The organism is Desulfosporosinus sp. (assembly GCF_014237355.1).
Classification (GTDB): Bacteria; Bacillota; Desulfitobacteriia; order Desulfitobacteriales; family Desulfitobacteriaceae; genus Desulfosporosinus.
The window spans coordinates 47,985-66,893 of the sequence record NZ_JABZFS010000061.1 but is presented as its reverse complement, the minus strand read 5'-3'; the positions used below and the strand labels follow the sequence as shown (position 1 = coordinate 66,893).

The following is an 18,909-nucleotide window of genomic DNA, read 5'->3' as shown; positions in this document are numbered from 1 at the left end:
TGCATCTCGGGAGATTGGGTCAAGTGTGGTTGAAATGAAAGTACATATGAGCGAAGGGGCCAGTTCAAAAATAGCATTGGAATAAACAGTCAACAATAGTGCTTTCGAAAGTAAAGGCTATTTGCTAGTAAATAGTTTTACTATGAGGACTCATATTTGTATTGTAATTCGCTGCTCGACATTTTATATTACTAATCTCCGTTTACACAGCTTCAGAAAGTCCTTTTACGATCCTATCAATTCGATCCAATTCGATCTGATATATCGATGTTCCGTCAAATTGTTTATCCCAATCTAATTCTGAAACCGGATCTTTGCTATTGATATACTCCATATAATCGACTCTGGTTGCCTCCTTAAAAGCTGCCTCTGCTTGTCCACGCCAATTAAAGGTTTTCACTTCCTCCATTAAACCATCAAAACAATGAACTAAGAGAAATTTGTTCATTCATATACCTCCCGTAAGTTTTACTTATTTGTTTTCACCACAAGTTAAATATTTATACATAAGAACGGAATCAATGTGTCTTGATCCATCGTTGAAACAAAATTTAAAGACTTGGTATATCAAGAGGCGAGAACCGGTATGTAAGGCCTTCATACCGTACATGAAAGCCTAAGTCTCTTTATATTACAACAGTTACCTTTGAATACAGTGGAGTTCAGTTTAGGATTTGGGAATATCACACTCAAATAAAGTATTTGCTTGAGGATAAAGAAAATATTATAATTAGTAAATTAACAAGAAAATATCTGGTGAGGGAATAAACCAGCCAGTAACACTCCTTAAATTTTTTAGTTTAAGGGGGTTACTGGCTTTTATTTTTCTAGAAATTAAATTATCAGAAAATAGATTTTGGGGGATTAATAATATGCAAGTTAGTAAACTGCGCATCATGCTCGATATGCATTCCGAAGTTGAAATAAGACTGATTTTATATAGAGCTTTTTCACATAAGCCCAGACCACCCTTTGTCACACCACGATTTCGATCAATAAATGACGCTGAGCAGTGGCTGGTAGAAAAAGGCTATGATCCACAATTCTATACAGTTTATGGTGAAGATCCTTTTGATTATCTAGCTGGTTGCAGGCTTTATTATTCGTATCATGATAAAAAATATTTTGACAAGTACCTTAATTTAATGTATTAAAACGTCATTACTGTTTACACCATCGAACTCTGCCACGTTCAAAGAAGAAGTGGCTCTTGCATCCAACGAGTCTGTTGACCGAAGGCGAAAGGGACACCGTTCCATCATTATGCCACATTATTTTCCAATGCGGCCTTCCTTCTTTATGAAGGCTCATGTGTAGGATATTGCCACAGCCGCAGGGACATATCATGCCTACAGACCAGTTGTAGTTACCCTCTCCTAGAACGTAGATCGTGTTAGCTTCCATTTTATCTGGAAGTTCCTCAATCCGAAGAGTCTTATAATGGAGCGACTCAGAAAGAGGGGCAAAGGCAAGGTTCGCTCCAAATAGGTTCTTTAATCGCTGCCATAGCCGAAATAGAAATTCAAACATCAGTCCGATCCCCCGATACTGAGAATTGGCATATCTAGTAATGGCCGAACATCCCCAAGACCAACCTTCTTTGCAAGAACTCCGCAAGGATCTCCTTCCGGTTCAGTGATGAAACGGTTCTGGGTTAAACTAAGTCTAATAGTCGAAATTTCATCATTGGGATCGTCTCTGAATTGATGAATACGGGCTAAAAATTCATTCACAGCTAGTGATGCTATTAACGTATTAACGCTTATAACTGCTGGCCTTTCTTCCTGAATCCCTCTGATGTATTTCTCTCGAATTTGATTCTCATATTCCTTGGGATTACTGCGGCGCATATCGGCAGCTCGTAACTGTTCTCCCGTATAAACCTTTCTGCTAAAAAGGCTAGAACCATCCGGTTGCATGTAATGAACTGTTCCGCAAACTTGGGAAACGCTACCCTTCCCATCGGCATCCAAGAAAACGCCCAGATCAAAATAAGGAATTGAATAGTAAACGCATAATTTGTTAAGAGCATTTCGCCCGTCATACGAGTCCATACACCCAAAAATAACATCACATTGAGCAAGTCGTTGAATGACTTCAGGATTAAAAAGATCCATGGGCATTTCTACGACGTTTACAGGCAACTCGTATCGACTAATCGCATCGCCAATAACTTGAACCTTTTTCTTTTGCTCCCGAACATCGCTCATTCCCGAGTTGTATATGCGACCTACGTTTACCTCTTCTACGACATCACCATCAACAAGAACTAATTCACCAACGCCCAACCGTGCCAACATATCTGTTACGGGACTCCCTGTGCCTGAGACACCCACAACGCCAATCGACAGGCTAGATAATGTCCGAGTTGTTCCGCTGCCAAAGGTTTGCATGGTTCTTTTAGAATAGAGAGATTCGTCTAGTTCTCGGTCTTGTTCATTGTTCCAATACAATATATCCGGTCCAGCCACGATGATCGACCTGACCTCTGAAAAAGTACTGTCAGATTTTACGATTCGTGCAATCATCTTGCCATCTGGAAGCATGATTGCACTCATACCAGGATAATCGGTATCTAACCACCCTGCGATCCCTTTAAAAAGGTCTTTGTCTGAGTGATTGTCATACTCCGAAAAATCAGGATACCCTGTTGGATGACTGTGTATCTTCAAAATCATTCGCCCTTGTCCTGAGTCCTTCAACAACCCAGGTAATAACTCTGTCGACCATGTGAGTTGATCCTCCGTTCGTACGGAACATTGATCATAAGGAATCTCTATGATTTTGTGTACACAAGCCACTAACATGTCCTGATATTTACCAACCCCGCAAAGAGCGAGAGCAACCGCTTCCTTATTATCGCCGGGAAACAAATGATTAGAAAGGGCCGCATGTTGACGGCCCGAGAGTCGAAGCTTAAATTTTTTATACATATCTTTTCTCCTACGCTATTTCTTTATGAAGTTCACGCAGTAGCCACTCTTCGACCAAATCCAGGTGTGTACCAATATTGTCTAATCCAGCTCGCCAAGGATTCTGAGATGTTCGATGCCTCGACCAACGTTGATACAATTCGCCACGAATAGTCTCATTGTAATCCGTTGCCCCGATACGAACACCGTTAGTCCGATGGAGAGCCGGCTTGATATAAACCATATCAAGCCCGCATATTTCATAATCGCTTGGAATCATGACCGCTGCATCGACAACCCTTGTGTTGTACCCTTCTGGAACAGGAAACCCATGGACGATTAGCCACATCTGGTTATTAACCATGACTGTTTCCCATTGAAAACCGCGTGCATTTAGATAATCCTTATCTTCCTGGATAATCTCGAAGTCTCGCTGAAGATCACTCATACTTAACCCTCCGTTTGATCTAAGGGTAGCGTCATGAACCGCTCTACACCGAGTCTGGTAAAATCAACAATTGTAGCTAACTCAATTTTTTCGGTTGCTCCGCCGTGGAGCTTTATATCTAAACGATACTGTGTAACAGGAGTTTTCCCTGCTAACTCTAAGATCTGCTGTCCTGTCATTTCTCCTACATCGACAGTATAAGTTTCTTTGTCGATTCGAATCTTGTAACGAACACCTTTCGGGGGATTCTTGCCTTCCTTAGCATAGGCTTCAATCTCAATGACTCCTGGCAATCCGTCATTGCCATTTCCATGGTTACCATTATTAAGTGCATCATTCATAAGAAAATTCCTCCATTAATTAAGATTTTTTTACCGAAAATTAAGGTCCCAGGAGGAATATCCATCTCTATAGCGAATAATACTCTAATAATAAGGTTAAAATTAAAGTATTGCTAAGATTCTCGGGCGGTAGAGTGTCCAAGTCCTGGGTAACTACCACTTAGGGAATGTTTCGTTTAGACGTCTTGCACACGTATAAACGGGATTCGAAGATTCACTCTGGGAACAGGTTTTTTTACCTGTTTTTTTATTACTTGTCCTCCTTTCACATTATTTGCCCCTACCACTGGATGCTCTTAAAATAATGACCTATTGCACCCTTACGACAATAATTATAACGATTGTTATAATTATTGTCAAATATGTTTCACGTATGTTATAATTTTATTATCAAGAAAGCAATTACAGGAGGGATACTTGTGTCCGTAGGGGGCAGAATCGCGCAAATGAGGGAGGATTTAGGCCTTTCTCAAACCGAATTAGCTAATAAGGCTGGCCTTAAACCACCAACAATTAGTCAGTATGAATCAGGCCTTAGAAACCCGTCTTATGAAGCATTAATAAAGTTGTCCAATGCCTTAAATGTAACGACCGATTACTTAATAACCGGAAAAGAAATTCAAGCTTCCGCAATTACCGATCCTCAAACAAAAATCTTGTTGCATCTATTACAGCGACTGCCTAAAGGGAAAAAAGATACATTACTTGACTATGCGATTTTCCTTTCTCGCGGGACCGAGATCGTAGAAGGTCCTGTATTTAGTGATGCATCCGACTATGCAAATCTATGGTTAAAAAAAGTGAATGCGAGTCTCCCAATTGATGTTCATCTAATTGCAGATCAACTTGGGGTAAAAATAATTGAAGAGGATCTTCAGATGGATTATGAAGGTCTATTGATTAAAGGGGAACGGAATCTTATTCTGCTTAATCGTTTATTTAAGAGTAGTCACCAGAGGAAAAAATTCACTATCGCTATGCTTCTTGGCCATATAGTGCTTCCCTGGCATGTTAAAACTCAATACGGCGTCAGAAAATCCAATTCATCCACACTACGAACGAATGATATTGAAGAAATTGAAGCCACCCATTTTGCAGCAAAACTAACCATTCCAAGCGTACATTTCGAAAAGGATTTGGCTAAGAAACCGACCCTTGATATCTTAAAGAACTTGGCCTATGAAAAATACGACGTTTCTCTGTTCTCTATGTGCAATCGGTTAGTTGAACACGCTAAAGACAAACATGCCGTCATACAGTCTGAAGATGGGCAAATTATTGAAACATTCCCAGGTAAGAGATTATTAAAAGGCACTATCCCCTTACAATCGAAAGCAGTATCCTTTTACTACGATCTCCCTAAGCAAGAGGAAACCCGATACAGTAAATTGCCTGCAACCGACTGGTTTGAAGATGGGAAACTCCAAGAATATGTGATAGAAGAATCGATTTTTAATCCGAAAATAGGTAAGGTCTTGACTTTGTTAACAGTAAAAACAAAAGATGAGTGAAACCAAAAATATAGCCGTTCTACATCTAATGGTGCAGGACGGCTATTTCACTTTAAGATTTCCCCTGACGTAATTAAACATTATCCAAACTCTTATCTCGTTCTGTGCCGTACTTTCAGTTATAGACAAACTGGAACTAGGCTCAAATCTGTTTATTATATAGAATGACTTTTGAAAGTTATATGCAGCTTATTCACTGAAATTCCGTAGATTTTAAGCATTCCCAATGTTAACTTTTCTATATTTTTACATCAAAGTTAGCATTCAAAATAACTTAAGATTACTATAATCTACTCAGAAAACTCTACACCCCTTGAATACCAAGGGATGTAGAGTTTCATCCTAATATTAACTTATTCTATAAGTTAATATTAGTAATTACTTTAATGTAATATAACTATGGCAAAGGCTAAAGCGCTAGTTGTTCAACGTACTTTATTATATAGTTCTGTTGCAATTTCTTTAACTCTATTTTTATTTCCTTTCAAGCTAGCCCTAATCAATCTTTCAATTACAAGGTTTTTTATATTGAGTTTATCAAAATTATTTGCTTGTATTAAAGATAGCCAATTTTCAACGGGACTATCAGAATAGGATAATTTATATAAAATATGCTCATCTCCAGGAAGGACTTCATTAATGTAATATTGCCATCTTTCCAAGGTTATATTATCTAGTATTTCATCTATATAACTTTGTGCTGCATGAGAGACACCCCATGCGTTTCCTAATTTACACACTAGACAGGCTGTAATGCACACTCCAAGTGCAGGAGTCGGGATAGATGTTCCAAGAGACAGTAGTAATTTGGCTGCATTGGGCTCATTATAAAAATTATTCATTTCATAGTGAACATTTATCAGATTATAAGCAACGTCAATAAATGAATTTGATCTCAGGTTCTCAGGAACATAATCAAAGCCCTTGACCTTAAGTAAAACTGACTTGAGTGCACCTACTAGTGGTTTGTTTCCGTCGCTAACCGCTTCTGCATATGCAAATCCTACAGGCCTTCTGTCATCTGCTAATAACTCACTCCATATTTTGGGAAAGATTGACACCATATTCGCAAATACATTTTCTTGTTCGGCACCTTGAGACGTTTTTGACAAATTCAATAAAGTTCTAACTGTGGTCCTTTTAAAAAAGTATGGACTAATAAGCAAGGATCGAATTATTTCATCCTCATCCTTCAAAACCCTAGAATTTAGAGAGTCTCTGAAATTTGTAAACGAAAATTCATAATCCTCCTCGTCCATAGTGAGGACATACTTTACACAATTCTTTATACAACTCTGTGCATCAAAAGCGTCCATTTCCTCTTCAACTTGACGTGAGGTGAAGTGTTTAATAATCTCACTAGTATGAAGAAAAAACATCTTTGCAGTTTTATTTAATAACCCCAAATCTGCAGCAAGATTTATTATTTCTACCTCGGACAAAAAATCCGAAGAATCAGAAGTCGATGTTTCAGTTCTTCCAAGCATTTCAAGTACGAAGTCTTTGCCGAACAATAAAACCTTCTCTCTTAGTATGTTAATTGTCCGAATCCAAGTGTATTCAGCAGCCATATCGTAAAGTCCAGATGAAAAAGCACCTACAATTTTATTAACTTCTTTAATCGAAAGGAGATTCGCATAGTTGGCTAGACCTTGTACATCATTAATGCTTGCGGGCAGGTTCGCTCCGTTTAGAGAACTCCATACCACAACATCGTTATTCATTCACCCGCATCCTTTCATAAAAAGCATTTCCGTCTTGTGACTGAAAGTATACCCCAATAATTTTAGGGTCTCCCGAAGCCAATAATGCATAAGCAGCCCTTTTCCTAGCACCACCACTTACCTTTATTTCACTTAGATTGGATTGGTTTATGAAGACATTATAACCTCTAACTCTACCTTCATTGTCAATAATAGTAATTCCATCAACATTCATCATTTCAATCAATAATCCTGTTAATCCATAAAACATTTCACTAGAGATACTATCCATTTTATCCCTAACTGCATAAAGTGCCTTTTGTGTGAGGTTTATAGGTTCCTTAAGCCAAATTCCATCTGATAAAAACGTATTAGGAAATATATAATCAGACGCTACAATAAGACATATAGTACCGTGCACTCTCTGAGCTGTTATCTGAAACAAGTTGGTGAATATTGAATCGACTGTTTCCCTATCTGTTTCTGAAATACCAGAGGTTATGTCTTTAACCACAGAGTTATAGTTATTTGAATGGTTACTATCGTCGTGGTTCGCAAATCTAAAGTCGATAATCAATTTGTTCTTTCGCATCCCGGAAATATTCATTTCAAAGTTACTCAAAACCTTTATTTCTATTAGTCCGTAATCAATTAGTTCTTCCGGAATTCCATCAGTATCAAATAAGATTTCAGTTACCGCTAACCCTTTGGGACCGCTAAAAGCTCTAATCAAACCATACTCAATGCAATTAGATTTAATATCCATGTAGACGAACCAGCCATTATTGCAAAAAGGAACTAAAGCCTTCATTGATTTTTCTAAATCCGAACCGTCTCTTTTTCCCTCTTTTGTCATCAGAATATAGTGGTTTGGTACCTGCTCAAGCGCAGTTCTAATGTTAAATCCAAGAACTAACGTTGGCCTAATTTTCTTAGACTCTTCCTCATACGTGCATATTTTCGAAACAAACTTAAGGAAGTTTTCATAAAATTTGTTAGGCACTGAAATTCTTTCCTTTTTTAATAACTCTTTCAGCCGACGTTTAACAGCTGAATAATGTATCTTAATCATTATATCTCAAACTACCTCCCAATCAAATTGCGACATTTATTTTACACGTTCCGACATATAAGCTCCACTGTAGGCATTTTTCTCGTTTGAGTGTTTAACTTTAAATAAGATTAACACTTTCTATTAGGTTGTTAATGAGTTCCAATATTAAAGTCCACGTTCTGCTAGGAGCCAAGTTTGAAGCTTAGCAGATAATTCAACTGTAATCTTTCCACATCTTTCCTTGAATACCTCCTAAGATCGCGAAAATAATCCAATAAACACAAAAATGCTAGTTCATTATAAACTGGCATTACTCAAATGTAATATATTCCACAAACACTCTGTCACGATAGAAGTAACATCCCACTCAACAACCCGCCTCGTACCAAGGCTTTTAACGGTTGCCGTGCTTGCCGGTTGCCGATAGTTTTTAAACTTCAAAAATGTATGTTTTTTCTCCATACCACATCCACATACACGTATATCTATTATTAAATACTTCTACTAATTTTTCGGCAACAACAGCAACCGTCGGCAACTTTAAGTTAATTTTTGCGAGGCTTGGATTTTGCTATTCTCAACCAGCTGAGAGGATGTATGTTTGTCTAGCAACGTTTACATTTGAATTTCAAGAGTGACAATATTAACCCCTATCGCCCCTCCAAAAGCCATGTATTCCTATTCTGCATCAAACTTTCCTCGAACCTTTAACGATTCCTATACTTTTTAACGAAAGGAGCAATCGTTCCTAAGAGGGGTGCATCTTTTAACGATCATGTGCAAGAAACAAAAAAGCACCGCCTTATACGATGCTTGATTTACCCAAGAAAGCCGAAAAGCCCAGCAATGCTGGGCTTCGCATGTTCATTAATTTTATCAATGATTGAGTACTTATTTGGTGGAGGCGAGGCGAACTCAACGCTAAAAGGACAAAGAAAATCCAGCACGATTCCAGTCCGATTGACTCTGCAGCGAGCAGTAAGTTCTGAATAGCGGCGGCACAAGTCTGACCTTTAGTAACTAAACATTATGAAATCGACTCAATTAACTACCCTTAAAACCTAGTTTGTCAGATTAAAATGATTTTGCGTTTCTTCGTAATTGCAATCAGCCAAATATGCTCGATACATTCACGGAGTTGGCTTTCCTCTTCTGGAGACATGTCCTTAAATCTAGATAGTAGATTAAGGTACTCGTCAAAATACTTTTTATCCTGATACGAATAATAAATCCTGCTACCAGCTAGATAATGATCATAATCATCGGAATCATCAAAAACTGTATAGTATTGTGGATCATAGTCTTTCTTTACTAACCACAGCTCAGCATCATTAAATGATTTAAATCGTGGTGTAACCATGGTTAGAGTAGGTCTAACTGATAAAGTTCTGTATATAATTACTCTTAATTCAACTTCGGAAATATCTTCATCTTCATACATATCGAGCACATAGAGCAGTTTATTATATTGCATGTTATTTAAATCCTCCAATGAACTTTATTATCTTATAATTTAGAATTACAGTATTTTATTATATTTTGGGTATTTCTAATGTTCGAGTTACCCTCTCGGCAAATGTTTTATGTGTGAAACTCTTGATTCAATTGCGCTCTGTGGCTACTTTTGGGTCAGGGGGTATGACATTAACTTAAAATCAACCGCCTTGGGTTGGTCAACTTTTTGGCTGTCACGTGGGTTACGCTTTAGATGATGATGAATTGAAGGCAAAAAGGCAAAATTCAGATTTAGAACTGGATTTTGCCTTTTATTTTCAATATAGATTAGCCGTATAACCTGTTACTGATTGATTTAAAAATAACTTACTTTTAATCTACTGATACCCCGTTACTCATAATTGCGGAAGAGCCTCGATGGTTACCGGAATTTAGAGCTTCATCTATATCACCAAATTTTGTTTCTATCTTGCTACAAGTTTGATATTACCATCGGCACTCTTTCCCGATTATGCTCGTGATTCCCAAGCGTACTTTTCATTTGCCTGGACATTTCAAGGTTAGACTTAGTAATTATTGTTGGATAACAATAATAAAATATTTATATTCTCGTTTGGATGACGAAGATAAAATGTTTGTTACGAAAAATGGCCGAGCACTTTCCCAAAATTCGATTGCTTCAATTGTACGAAGATATGCTCAAGCTGTGGGGCTGAAGTCATTGAATTGTCAACACTTCGGAAAAGCTCTTATCGCGAGGCAATATTATAATCGCGTGAACATTGAAGATATCGTTCTTAATTTAGGACATAGAGAACCTGACTCAGTATCTGACGTCATTAGCGATATTTCTCCCTACCTTCATGCAAAGGATGATACCTTCAACTTACAATATCAAGAATGATCTCCAAACACCTTGGAACATAAAGATCAGTTAAAGCGTCATTCGTTTTAGGACTCAAATTGAATGTAAAGGTGAAGTCATTGTAAATATACCTAGCAAGATTATCTCTAAGGCTCAAGAGCCGCGTTAGAGGCGAAACTGGGGCAACATAAACCCCTTAACTTCGCTTGATGATACCTATTCCACATGTATCAGAGCGTGAGAGAACTGTCGTTTCCCACCTAATCATAGAAAAAATAGCTGTCCTCATCGGCCACTGTTAAGGGGTAAGTCCATTTGGCTTACATTTTCAACTTTTGCCTTAACCTTGATATAGAAAATCACAAATTGGAGGTTGTTCGATAAAACCACATCATCCTCTCCATTTCTCCTCGTTATCATATTCAGGATTAAAACCTAATGGTATTTCTAAATGGTTTTCTTTATCTACGAACGCGTAAATGTAGCACTCGTCATCTCGCTGGGAACTAACAGAAACTTTAATGATAGTCTTGCCGACAATAAACTCATTGTAATATTCTTCCATTGGAACGGAATCCGGTAATTCTTTTTTTTCGTAATCTTCTTCTTCAGAGCTCCATCTATAATGAGTCTCATAAATTTCACCATTGCTTAACCTGACATCACCTTTAACGTGATAGTTAACAACGGTTCCTAGAAATTCTTCTACTACCTTTCCTAGAAGTAATTCCTCATATTTTCGAGTAAGTTCTTCTCCATGCTTTTTCACAAATCTTACTAACGCTTCGTATCTTGCTGCGCCTCCCAATTTATCATCTCCCTAAAAAATTATTTTTCTACTTTTTCCTGAGAACCTTTGGTCAAACATGTTTGTTCCTAAGAACCCCTTAACTACAAATCTTTACACTAACCTCTTCCATCTTTAATAGCTACAGTTCGTCGTAGAATATAAGGATTATTTCCATAGACAATTTTTAATAATATAGCATCTACGTTAAAGAATCATAGCTCCATATTTCCTATTTTCTTTAGAAAGTCTCGATATTTATACCGGAACTGGTTAATACCTACAGGAATGAGAAGTTGGGCATCATTACATATGTTTTACATAACATTTGTCAAACTTATCCTTATCTAGACCAACCAACCTCAACTATAATGATTCTTTTATTAAGAATAAAAATCTTGTTATACTTCTATGGAATAATTGCGGTCATCTAGAAGTTTCATTACTCCCATAGTAATAACACCATCCATTATTCAATCTTCCTTTCAATATTTCTAGGAAAGAAAAAAGCCAGTAACCCTCTCAACGTAATCTTGAGAAGCGGTTACTGGCTGGTTTCTTTCCCTGGCCAAAATTTTATTGTTAATTTATTATAGAATATCTTAGGTACTGAATCAAATATAAAGTTGTTATATTTTTTGTTTTTTAAGTTGCTGCGAAAACCCAAAGCGCGGTTATCTCGGAAAATTAGAGCATTTGTCACGGAATTTGGGTACACTTGCCTTGATATAATACTCTTAAATACCTTTCTATCTCTCAAGCATCGCTTCAACAAAAGAGAAAATTTCATCTCTTTACTGCTCTTTAAAAATCTGGTGCTAAGAAGAAGTAATAGACTCAAATATTTATTTCCCATATATCTAACGAGTAGCCATTATAAACACCACTTTAATTCTTTGAGTTACCTCAGTCTGTAGTGAGTGAAATAAACACCTGAATTTCTGAAAGGTAAAACCATTACGCTTATATTAAGAGAAGGCATTTTTGAGTTGATTTTTCTCCACAAAATATAGTTGACCCTCCTGGCAGCTTTCACCGATGATAGAATTCCAAACTTCACAATACATCTTCAACTGTGGTGCATAAAATTCTCTTAATCGATCCAAATCACTTTCTTCGTTAACTCGGTCCGTCTTATAATCAACAATCACCCATTCTTCATTTTCCTTGAAGGCCAAGTCTATAATACCTGACAGAATGACTGGTTTCTCATTCTCTCCTTTAACATAAGCATTGAGTGGATGACCATTGTCAATTTGCAACGAAAATGGCACCTCGGTATATTTTGATTCAGCCCTAGTAATTCTTTGCCACAAATCAGTTCTGCAAAATTCTTCGACCACCCTATAAACTTCTTCTTTACGCTCAAGCGATTCCTCATTTACTTGAAGAGCTAGGGTTATCACAGAATCAATATCATCGTTACCCTTGATAAGTTCCTCAAATACTTGGTGAATAACAGTGCCCCAAGCTTTGCCACCTCCCGCTTCTCGTTTAACACTTAAATCGATTCCCTGTTTCTTTAAGCCTGTGGGTGACACCATTTGGTAGCTAGGTTTTGCCAAATCAGACACCCATCTGGAAAAATGCTCACGAGCAGCAATAAGTTCTTGGGGGTTAACATAGGTTCCGATCTCATCAAGATTATCGCTGACTATTTCAATCTCGGATGCATTAAGTTCGTTCTCAGCGGAAGAACCTTGAAGCAGCAATGCCCAGGGATTTTTTCTTAAGTCCATATCTTTGAGACTTCGACTGATAATAAGTAAGTTTTTACTTCTAGTCCCCGCAACGTAAACTAATCGATATTCCTCTTCTTGCAGATATCGCAATTCTTCGTTTTCATAAACACTCCATCCGTCAGGTTGTGCAATGCGCTCTGAGTGATAACCCAGCTTACGATTGAATACATAGTATCCCTCTGGTTCAGTTCCGTGACGGCGAATATGAATATCAGCCTTCTGAGAGACTTCTTTAAACGGCTGAGCAAGAAAAACCACAGATGCCTCAAGACCTTTGGCTTTGTGTACATTCATGAGACGAACAACATTTTCTTCCTTTGTCGTAAGACTCAGTTCCTCCTCTATAGAGCTGCTTATGATCGCATTAAACTCTTGAACAATCTGATCGAAGCGCGTTTTACCATTTATTTCAGCCTTTCTCAAAAACTCTAATACCTGATAGAAATACGAAGCTCCGCTTTCGCTTTTCACGAACCCTAAAACATAAGGGAGCATCCCGAGGTCAGTCATAATCTTTTCGATGGCAACCGAAGGCATCATTTTTTCGGTCCATTGCAGATATTTTTTGAGCTTGTCTAATGCCTTTCCAAAGCGTGTTGCTAAATCTTCGTTTAGTCCTTCTGGTACATTACTATAAATTCTAAAGTAACCGCCAGCCTGCTTGATCTGAAAAAGGTCATCGTCACTTATGCCAAAGAACAATCCCCTTAGTACACCTACCATTAGTAATTGATCGTCCGGGTCAGACAACAATCGAAGTAGTTTATAAAGCTCTGCTAATTCTAGAGAGTCTCCTAAAGAACTACCTCCTGTCATGCTAAACGGAATTTTGTATTTTTCGAGGGCACGCGCGTAAAGATCCATTCCATCTTTAAATCGCAGTAAAATCATAAAGTCCTCAGGTTGTGCTTTACGAATTTCCTCTTTATTCGTCTGATCACTTGGATGTGTAAGCTTTAAGTTTCCATCGAGCGACCAACGAATAAACTGGGCAATCATTTCTGCATCAGCATTTAGAATCTCGTCCTTTTTCGTGAACTCTGCAGGGATATTTAGAACTTTTACGCCATAATCAGCCCCTTTTCCATTTGGTCTTAGGGTTCTAAGCGGACTAAATTCTGCTTGGTAGGATGATTCTTGTTCCGGAAAGATCGTTTGAAAGATGGGGTTGATCCATTGGCCCAGTGCTTCGACCGAACGGAAATTAGTCGTGAGCTGAACAACCTCTCCCCCGCTCTGAATTATAAGTTTCTTCACGAGGTTATAGGTATCTATATCTGCTCTACGAAAACGGTAAATTGATTGTTTGGCATCGCCAACCACAAAGAGGGAACCAGGATGAGGAATCAGTATGTGCCAATCTTTTTGATAGATGTCCTGACCCGTTAAGTAGAACAAGATCTCTGCCTGAATCGGGTCGGTATCTTGAAACTCATCTATCAATAACCTTGGATACTTACTATGGAAGTACGCCCTAACCTCAGGGTGATCACGCAGCATGTTGCGCGTTTTCAACAACAGGTCTTGGAAATTGAGTTTAGATTGTTTAAACCTGACCTGTTCGTAAAACTTCACAGCAGGAATCGTAAACTCCATTAATATGTAATGACAATATTCTCTCCATGTCTGCATCATAGGGCTTAAAATATTAACCGCGAACTCGTTAAACTCGTCTCTATACTGCTTTGCTTCATCCTTACTAATCCAGCGGTTTTGAGTAACACTAAATTCTTTATCAAATGCCTTTAGCAAATTGACAATATTAACGTCTTTGTTAAGGTCAAAGAACTTAACAAAGCGACTTGCCTTGAGAATGGCTTTTTGAAGATGATCCCAACCTTTTTCAGGTTCTTCATTGGGAATAGCGTTTATCGCTCGCTCAACTAAGTTTTCCAGAGTTTCCACGGTAGGTTTTAAGTCTGGTTTAGGCACCTCTGTACATACCATAGTTACGTCGGGGTATTGGGAAAGAGTCATAAAAGCTTCTTTTAATTCACCGGTAGGTACTCCGATATCATCTAACGTTTCCAGCAAATGAGAAGAATTCAATTTAACATCCATTAAATAACTTTCCCAGGCCTCCTCTTGAAGAAGGATTTCTTCAAGAGGATCGAGCTCTTCAAATTCCGGATCAAGCCCTGCCTCAATCGGTCGTTCCCTCAAAAGAGACGCACAAAAGGAATGAATAGTTCCTAGGAAACCCTGGTCTAAATCAACCAGTGACTGTTGGAGCTTTTCTTTAATACATGGATTTTTTTCCTCCCGATAGGCCTTTTCGAGAGTTATTTGAAATCGTTCTCTAAGTTCACAGGCAGCTTTGCGTGTAAATGTAATCGCAGCAATTTGTTGGGTTGTAACAGAACCACTTTTTACTAGGTTTACCATACGACCAACTAGGCTTGTTGTCTTTCCAGAGCCAGCGCCTGCGTCAACCAAAAAATTAACGAATAGCTCTTGCTGAAGTTTAAGTCTTTCCTCATAATCCGGCGGATTAGCCAATTTAGGCATAATTTCTTAACCCCCTAAATATATCGGTCATCATCTTATCTAAGCCTTTTTGGCTTCGGCTATGGCGGTTACATGCATCGCGATAGTCGCAATAATGGCAGTCGTTCTCATCGTCAGTCATGACAAACGTCCCTTCGGATAATAACGTAAACAGATGGTTGAGAATTTCATATAGACTGTCCCTTCGGACTTGTAGTCGGACGACCCTTTTCCCCTCACCTTTTTGAGTCGGAAAAATGTAACCGCTAAGAATTACCTTTGGATTGGTATGAAGTTCTTTCTCTGAAAAGAGACGTTCTAAGGCCAACGCATATAACCCATGTTGGAGTTGCCTGCCACCCTTGAAATACTCTTTATCACTATAACCAAAGGTACTGCCCGTTTTATAATCCCAGATCTTTAACCCATTTTCGGATTCATCGACCCGATCAATTTTCCCTCTGAGGAGAAACCGTTTATCGTTCGGTAACTCAATCGTGACCGCTTCAAAGTTCTCGTTGTTGTTAGTTTCTCCTGGATGCATTCCAAAAGTTAACTCAAAATATTTTGGGGCATCATCACATGACTCAATTTCTTCAGACTTCAAAAAAATTCGGCAGGAATCAAGAATTGATTTGCGTTCGTAATCGTATACTAACTCACTCGGAGGTGGCACACTCACTTTTTTCTGACTCATTAACTCATCGGCAATTTCATAAAGGAATTGTGCATGTCTCGCAGCGTTAAGAGGTTCACCTTTATTGACAAGTTTCTTATAGAACCGCTCAAAAATGCCATGATATAGGTCCCCTTTTGTCTTTGCATTTAACCATACGCCTTGGTCAAAGACTAATTCTTCGATGGGCCGAATTTTTAACACATACTTTAAGAAGTACGAAAACGGGCATCTTCCTAGCATTTCAAGTTGACTGCAGGACATTACTAAATCTTTTCCAACCGTAGGGTCCACTAATGATGGGTCAAAATTGACCTTTCCGTCAAACGGGGTAAGTTCTTCTGCCAACTGCCGCTTTGATTCTGCTTTTAATCCATCAAGGAGCGTTGGGTATAAGGTTTTAAAAGTATCAAGATCTGGCTTTTTGTTTCCCATTGATAAAACACTAAGCCACCATTCCTGATCATCTAATGACTCGTCGATATCTGACGGTGTGAAGCCTTTCCTATTACCAAGCGTTTCAATAAGCTCGCTGTAATCCAGCGTTTCATCATGAGCTTTCAATCTATACATTTGCAAAAGGATAGAACTCGGAAAAACAGCACGGTTTTCCAAGGTATCAAAGGCAGAATAACTGACCGTAAGGGTCCCTTGAACAGACGATAAAAACTGTACCATGTCGTATACTTTTTCTTTTGGCATATTACTCAGCAGAGGAAGACAGTGACCAATGCTTTCACGTTCTATATCCAGTAAAATTGGGTCCTCTCTCATTGTCCCAGGGAAGCGGTTAGCATCAAGGCCAACGATAAATACATTCTGACGTGATATCCATAATCCAGAGTTGTAATGATCGATATGTAGATGGCCTGGTTTCGGGCTCGATGCACTCACCCTTACACCTCTAATTAAGAATTCAAGTCTTCTAAATATATCATCTCGATTAAGATGAATAGCAACAGAATCTTCAATGATTTTTAGATTTCTACAAATGACCTTTTTGGCTTCATGGTCTGCTTGGCAAACAACTGAGCTGTAATGATCTACTAGAATACTCAACCATCTAGCTTTTTGAGCGTAGGATATACGACCTTCAGAATCTGGGTCTGGCAAGGAGGTAAATAGTTGAGCAAAAAATTGTTTTAACCACAGAAAGTTCTCCAATTTTGTTTTAGACGAATCATTGTCATGCTCGAAAGCCACATCAGTTATTTGGTTCCTGATGTTGATTATTTGATTGTCAATGGTCTCTAAGTAACGCTCTTTTCCCCAGCCAATACCAGAAGTCCTTAAGTAACGAGTAATGGTTGATTTGGGAGGGGATTTTTTCTCTGGTATCTTTAATATTCCATTACTGATGAGTGGAATTATGTCGGAAACTTTGAACCCTCTCTCAGCCCAAGATAACAATCCAAAATATAGCCTGCCTGGATTTGTGGCACAAATATCTATTCCTCGACCAAAGGTCACAGGGAGTTGATCGAATCTTTGTGCTAGGTCAAATAAAAGATGGCTATAAGGATTTTGCGTAGTATAAAAAATAGCTGTCTGGTCAAATGGTATTTTTTCTAATTTTATTCTGCGTAATACTTCACGTATTTCATTGGATTCCCCATATGCATGGAACATTTGTATTGGAAGTTCAGTTACCGGCGCATTTGCTAGGTCATTAAGGTAGAGTAAACTGCTATAGGGTTCATTAAGCTCGATACTTAGCGGTGATATTTCATTTTCTAGAGATGTTTGTAGAGGGATAATCCCTTTTGGTCTACTAAAACTGATCACTTGGAAATTGTTTTTCGTTAGAGCTTCTAAAAAGTTGCGTTCTAACGGGCGCATTTTTAAATTCGACGGAACGATGTAGATACATTGTGACGGGGTTACCTCCCCGGCTGCAAGCTGAAATAAATCGGCTTGATCTATGTACTTTCGGATATGCAACTCTTTGTCATATTCAGCCCATATCGTTTTTATATCTTCGCACTTATAGGGATTAACAAACATTTCTGTAGTGATATCATTAACATCAATTCCAGTCATTTTGAGATCTATAATCGAATGAGTTATGATGCTACATACGCTAGGTGTTATTTCCAAACTATTAAAATATGTCAACCGGTCTGCCTGACGAAGTCTTTCGAGAACCTGAATTGTAAATTCCATTGCCAAGATATCAGGAACAATTGAGCATCCGCTGTTTAAAAGTGATTTTTTGCAAACTTGCTCTGCTAAATTCCTTAAGGTTTCAGTTCTTAAGTTAAGAATAGTCAAGCCATGACGCGTTGCACTTTCAAGCAATTGTCGCCCAGCGGAAAAACTCGGAAATATGAGAATTTTTTCGCTTAACGGATTTTTAATAACAATTTCCCATAATTGATTTATAACTGGTTGCATAAACAGCCTCCCATAATCAGTTTATTAATCCATTATTTATGTGCTCACCCAAAAGCATTAACAGTATTTACGGATTTAATACATTTTCAAGGGAATTCTAGGAAATATCATGAATAAAACTTTTATGAATTGTATAAACTATTAGATTCATAACAACATATATGTTGTTATGTATACAACGAAAATTAAAAAGCTGGAAGAATATTTGTAACAATAAAGGAACCCTCAATACCCTTAAAAATATGGGTATTCAGGGTTCCTTTATTTTGAAGCGTTTCCTAGCCCTGATTCATTCTAACTCATTACGGAATTTTTCCATTTATATCTTACAGTCGAAGAGATTGTAAAATGAAAGAATCAGTACTACTTAAACGGGTAAATGAATTAAGTAAATAATCCTCACACATCCTGGACGAATATTCTAGTGCTTCCTTTAACTAATTAGATGCACATCTCTTAAGAATTCTATTTACCAATATTTCAATCTACCTTCTGTAAAAAGGAGAGCAATAACGGGCACTTTAATTGCCTATT

The 18,909-nt window shown here is 38.0% G+C and carries 14 protein-coding genes and 1 pseudogene; 3 read left to right on the top strand and 12 right to left on the bottom strand.

All coding sequences use genetic code 11. The features are described 5' to 3' along the window. Positions 1 to 202: 202 nt before the first annotated feature. Complete coding sequence (locus HGJ98_RS13175; protein ID WP_291351869.1) at positions 203 to 448, bottom strand: hypothetical protein; 246 nt, start codon at positions 446 to 448, stop codon at positions 203 to 205. Positions 449 to 872: 424 nt separating this feature from the next. Between HGJ98_RS13175 and HGJ98_RS13170 the strand changes: the two genes are divergently transcribed. Further along, the gene (locus tag HGJ98_RS13170) at positions 873 to 1,154 is read left to right on the top strand and encodes a hypothetical protein (RefSeq protein WP_291351868.1); all 282 of its coding nucleotides are present in this window, start codon (positions 873 to 875) and stop codon (positions 1,152 to 1,154) included. A gap of 7 nt (positions 1,155 to 1,161) precedes the next feature. Here the strand turns inward: HGJ98_RS13170 and HGJ98_RS13165 are convergent, their stop codons facing one another. Genes HGJ98_RS13165 through HGJ98_RS13150 form a run of 4 tightly spaced genes read right to left on the bottom strand, consistent with a single transcriptional unit; the run spans position 1,162 to position 3,701 of the window. Then, on the bottom strand, positions 1,162 to 1,530 hold the full coding sequence (locus HGJ98_RS13165; protein WP_291351867.1) for a DUF6527 family protein: 369 nt from the start codon (positions 1,528 to 1,530) through the stop codon (positions 1,162 to 1,164). Next, positions 1,530 to 2,933, bottom strand: coding sequence for a ThiF family adenylyltransferase (locus tag HGJ98_RS13160; RefSeq protein WP_291351866.1), 1,404 nt, complete (start codon positions 2,931 to 2,933; stop codon positions 1,530 to 1,532). Before HGJ98_RS13160 ends, HGJ98_RS13165 begins: the two co-directional genes overlap by 1 nt. A gap of 10 nt (positions 2,934 to 2,943) precedes the next feature. Then, on the bottom strand, positions 2,944 to 3,360 hold the full coding sequence (locus tag HGJ98_RS13155) for an E2/UBC family protein (RefSeq protein WP_291351865.1): 417 nt from the start codon (positions 3,358 to 3,360) through the stop codon (positions 2,944 to 2,946). Positions 3,361 to 3,362: 2 nt separating this feature from the next. Then, positions 3,363 to 3,701, bottom strand: a complete 339-nt coding sequence (locus HGJ98_RS13150) for a multiubiquitin domain-containing protein (RefSeq protein ID WP_052090607.1) — start codon at positions 3,699 to 3,701, stop codon at positions 3,363 to 3,365. Positions 3,702 to 4,120: 419 nt separating this feature from the next. On the opposite strand from HGJ98_RS13150, the gene HGJ98_RS13145 reads away from it, so the two are divergent. Next, positions 4,121 to 5,212 carry an XRE family transcriptional regulator gene (locus HGJ98_RS13145; RefSeq protein WP_291351864.1) on the top strand — a complete coding sequence of 364 codons (1,092 nt, stop codon included), beginning with the start codon at positions 4,121 to 4,123 and terminating at the stop codon, positions 5,210 to 5,212. A gap of 425 nt (positions 5,213 to 5,637) precedes the next feature. Here HGJ98_RS13145 and HGJ98_RS13140 read toward each other — a convergent pair whose 3' ends face one another. From HGJ98_RS13140 to HGJ98_RS13125, 4 genes and pseudogenes are all read right to left on the bottom strand, one after another. Beyond that, positions 5,638 to 6,936: a hypothetical protein gene (locus tag HGJ98_RS13140; protein WP_291351863.1), complete on the bottom strand. Its 1,299-nt coding sequence runs from the start codon at positions 6,934 to 6,936 to the stop codon at positions 5,638 to 5,640. After that, a complete protein-coding gene (locus HGJ98_RS13135; RefSeq protein WP_291351862.1) occupies positions 6,929 to 7,987 on the bottom strand; it encodes a hypothetical protein in 1,059 nt (352 codons plus the stop codon). Before HGJ98_RS13135 ends, HGJ98_RS13140 begins: the two co-directional genes overlap by 8 nt. A gap of 784 nt (positions 7,988 to 8,771) precedes the next feature. Continuing rightward, positions 8,772 to 8,963: pseudogene (locus HGJ98_RS13130) on the bottom strand (hypothetical protein); the annotation flags it as partial. A 75-nt stretch (positions 8,964 to 9,038) separates the two neighbouring features. After that, positions 9,039 to 9,443 (bottom strand): hypothetical protein, encoded by a 405-nt coding sequence (locus HGJ98_RS13125; RefSeq protein WP_291351861.1) that lies wholly within the window; start codon positions 9,441 to 9,443, stop codon positions 9,039 to 9,041. Between the two features lie 612 nt (positions 9,444 to 10,055). Between HGJ98_RS13125 and HGJ98_RS13120 the strand changes: the two genes are divergently transcribed. Beyond that, positions 10,056 to 10,328: a hypothetical protein gene (locus HGJ98_RS13120; RefSeq protein ID WP_291351860.1), complete on the top strand. Its 273-nt coding sequence runs from the start codon at positions 10,056 to 10,058 to the stop codon at positions 10,326 to 10,328. Positions 10,329 to 10,680: 352 nt separating this feature from the next. Here HGJ98_RS13120 and HGJ98_RS13115 read toward each other — a convergent pair whose 3' ends face one another. The 3 genes from HGJ98_RS13115 to HGJ98_RS13105 all read right to left on the bottom strand — a co-directional run bounded on the left by HGJ98_RS13115 (position 10,681) and on the right by HGJ98_RS13105 (position 18,375). After that, positions 10,681 to 11,058, bottom strand: a complete 378-nt coding sequence (locus HGJ98_RS13115) for a hypothetical protein (RefSeq protein WP_291351859.1) — start codon at positions 11,056 to 11,058, stop codon at positions 10,681 to 10,683. 986 nt (positions 11,059 to 12,044) lie between these two features. Beyond that, complete coding sequence (locus HGJ98_RS13110; RefSeq protein ID WP_291351858.1) at positions 12,045 to 15,326, bottom strand: exodeoxyribonuclease V subunit beta; 3,282 nt, start codon at positions 15,324 to 15,326, stop codon at positions 12,045 to 12,047. Next, a complete protein-coding gene (locus tag HGJ98_RS13105; RefSeq protein ID WP_291351857.1) occupies positions 15,319 to 18,375 on the bottom strand; it encodes a PD-(D/E)XK nuclease family protein in 3,057 nt (1,018 codons plus the stop codon). The genes HGJ98_RS13110 and HGJ98_RS13105 overlap by 8 nt, the downstream gene beginning before the upstream one ends. Between the last annotated feature and the right edge of the window lie 534 nt (positions 18,376 to 18,909).

Bases quoted from the DNA above. Each gene is read 5' to 3' on its own strand.
- HGJ98_RS13175 (WP_291351869.1), bottom strand. From the start codon at position 448: ATGAACAAATTTCTCTTAGTTCATTGTTTTGATGGTTTAATGGAGGAA.
- HGJ98_RS13170 (WP_291351868.1), top strand. From the start codon at position 873: ATGCAAGTTAGTAAACTGCGCATCATGCTCGATATGCATTCCGAAGTT.
- HGJ98_RS13165 (WP_291351867.1), bottom strand. From the start codon at position 1,530: ATGTTTGAATTTCTATTTCGGCTATGGCAGCGATTAAAGAACCTATTT.
- HGJ98_RS13160 (WP_291351866.1), bottom strand. From the start codon at position 2,933: ATGTATAAAAAATTTAAGCTTCGACTCTCGGGCCGTCAACATGCGGCC.
- HGJ98_RS13155 (WP_291351865.1), bottom strand. From the start codon at position 3,360: ATGAGTGATCTTCAGCGAGACTTCGAGATTATCCAGGAAGATAAGGAT.
- HGJ98_RS13150 (WP_052090607.1), bottom strand. From the start codon at position 3,701: ATGAATGATGCACTTAATAATGGTAACCATGGAAATGGCAATGACGGA.
- HGJ98_RS13140 (WP_291351863.1), bottom strand. From the start codon at position 6,936: ATGAATAACGATGTTGTGGTATGGAGTTCTCTAAACGGAGCGAACCTG.
- HGJ98_RS13135 (WP_291351862.1), bottom strand. From the start codon at position 7,987: ATGATTAAGATACATTATTCAGCTGTTAAACGTCGGCTGAAAGAGTTA.
- HGJ98_RS13125 (WP_291351861.1), bottom strand. From the start codon at position 9,443: ATGCAATATAATAAACTGCTCTATGTGCTCGATATGTATGAAGATGAA.
- HGJ98_RS13120 (WP_291351860.1), top strand. From the start codon at position 10,056: ATGTTTGTTACGAAAAATGGCCGAGCACTTTCCCAAAATTCGATTGCT.
- HGJ98_RS13110 (WP_291351858.1), bottom strand. From the start codon at position 15,326: ATGCCTAAATTGGCTAATCCGCCGGATTATGAGGAAAGACTTAAACTT.
- HGJ98_RS13105 (WP_291351857.1), bottom strand. From the start codon at position 18,375: ATGCAACCAGTTATAAATCAATTATGGGAAATTGTTATTAAAAATCCG.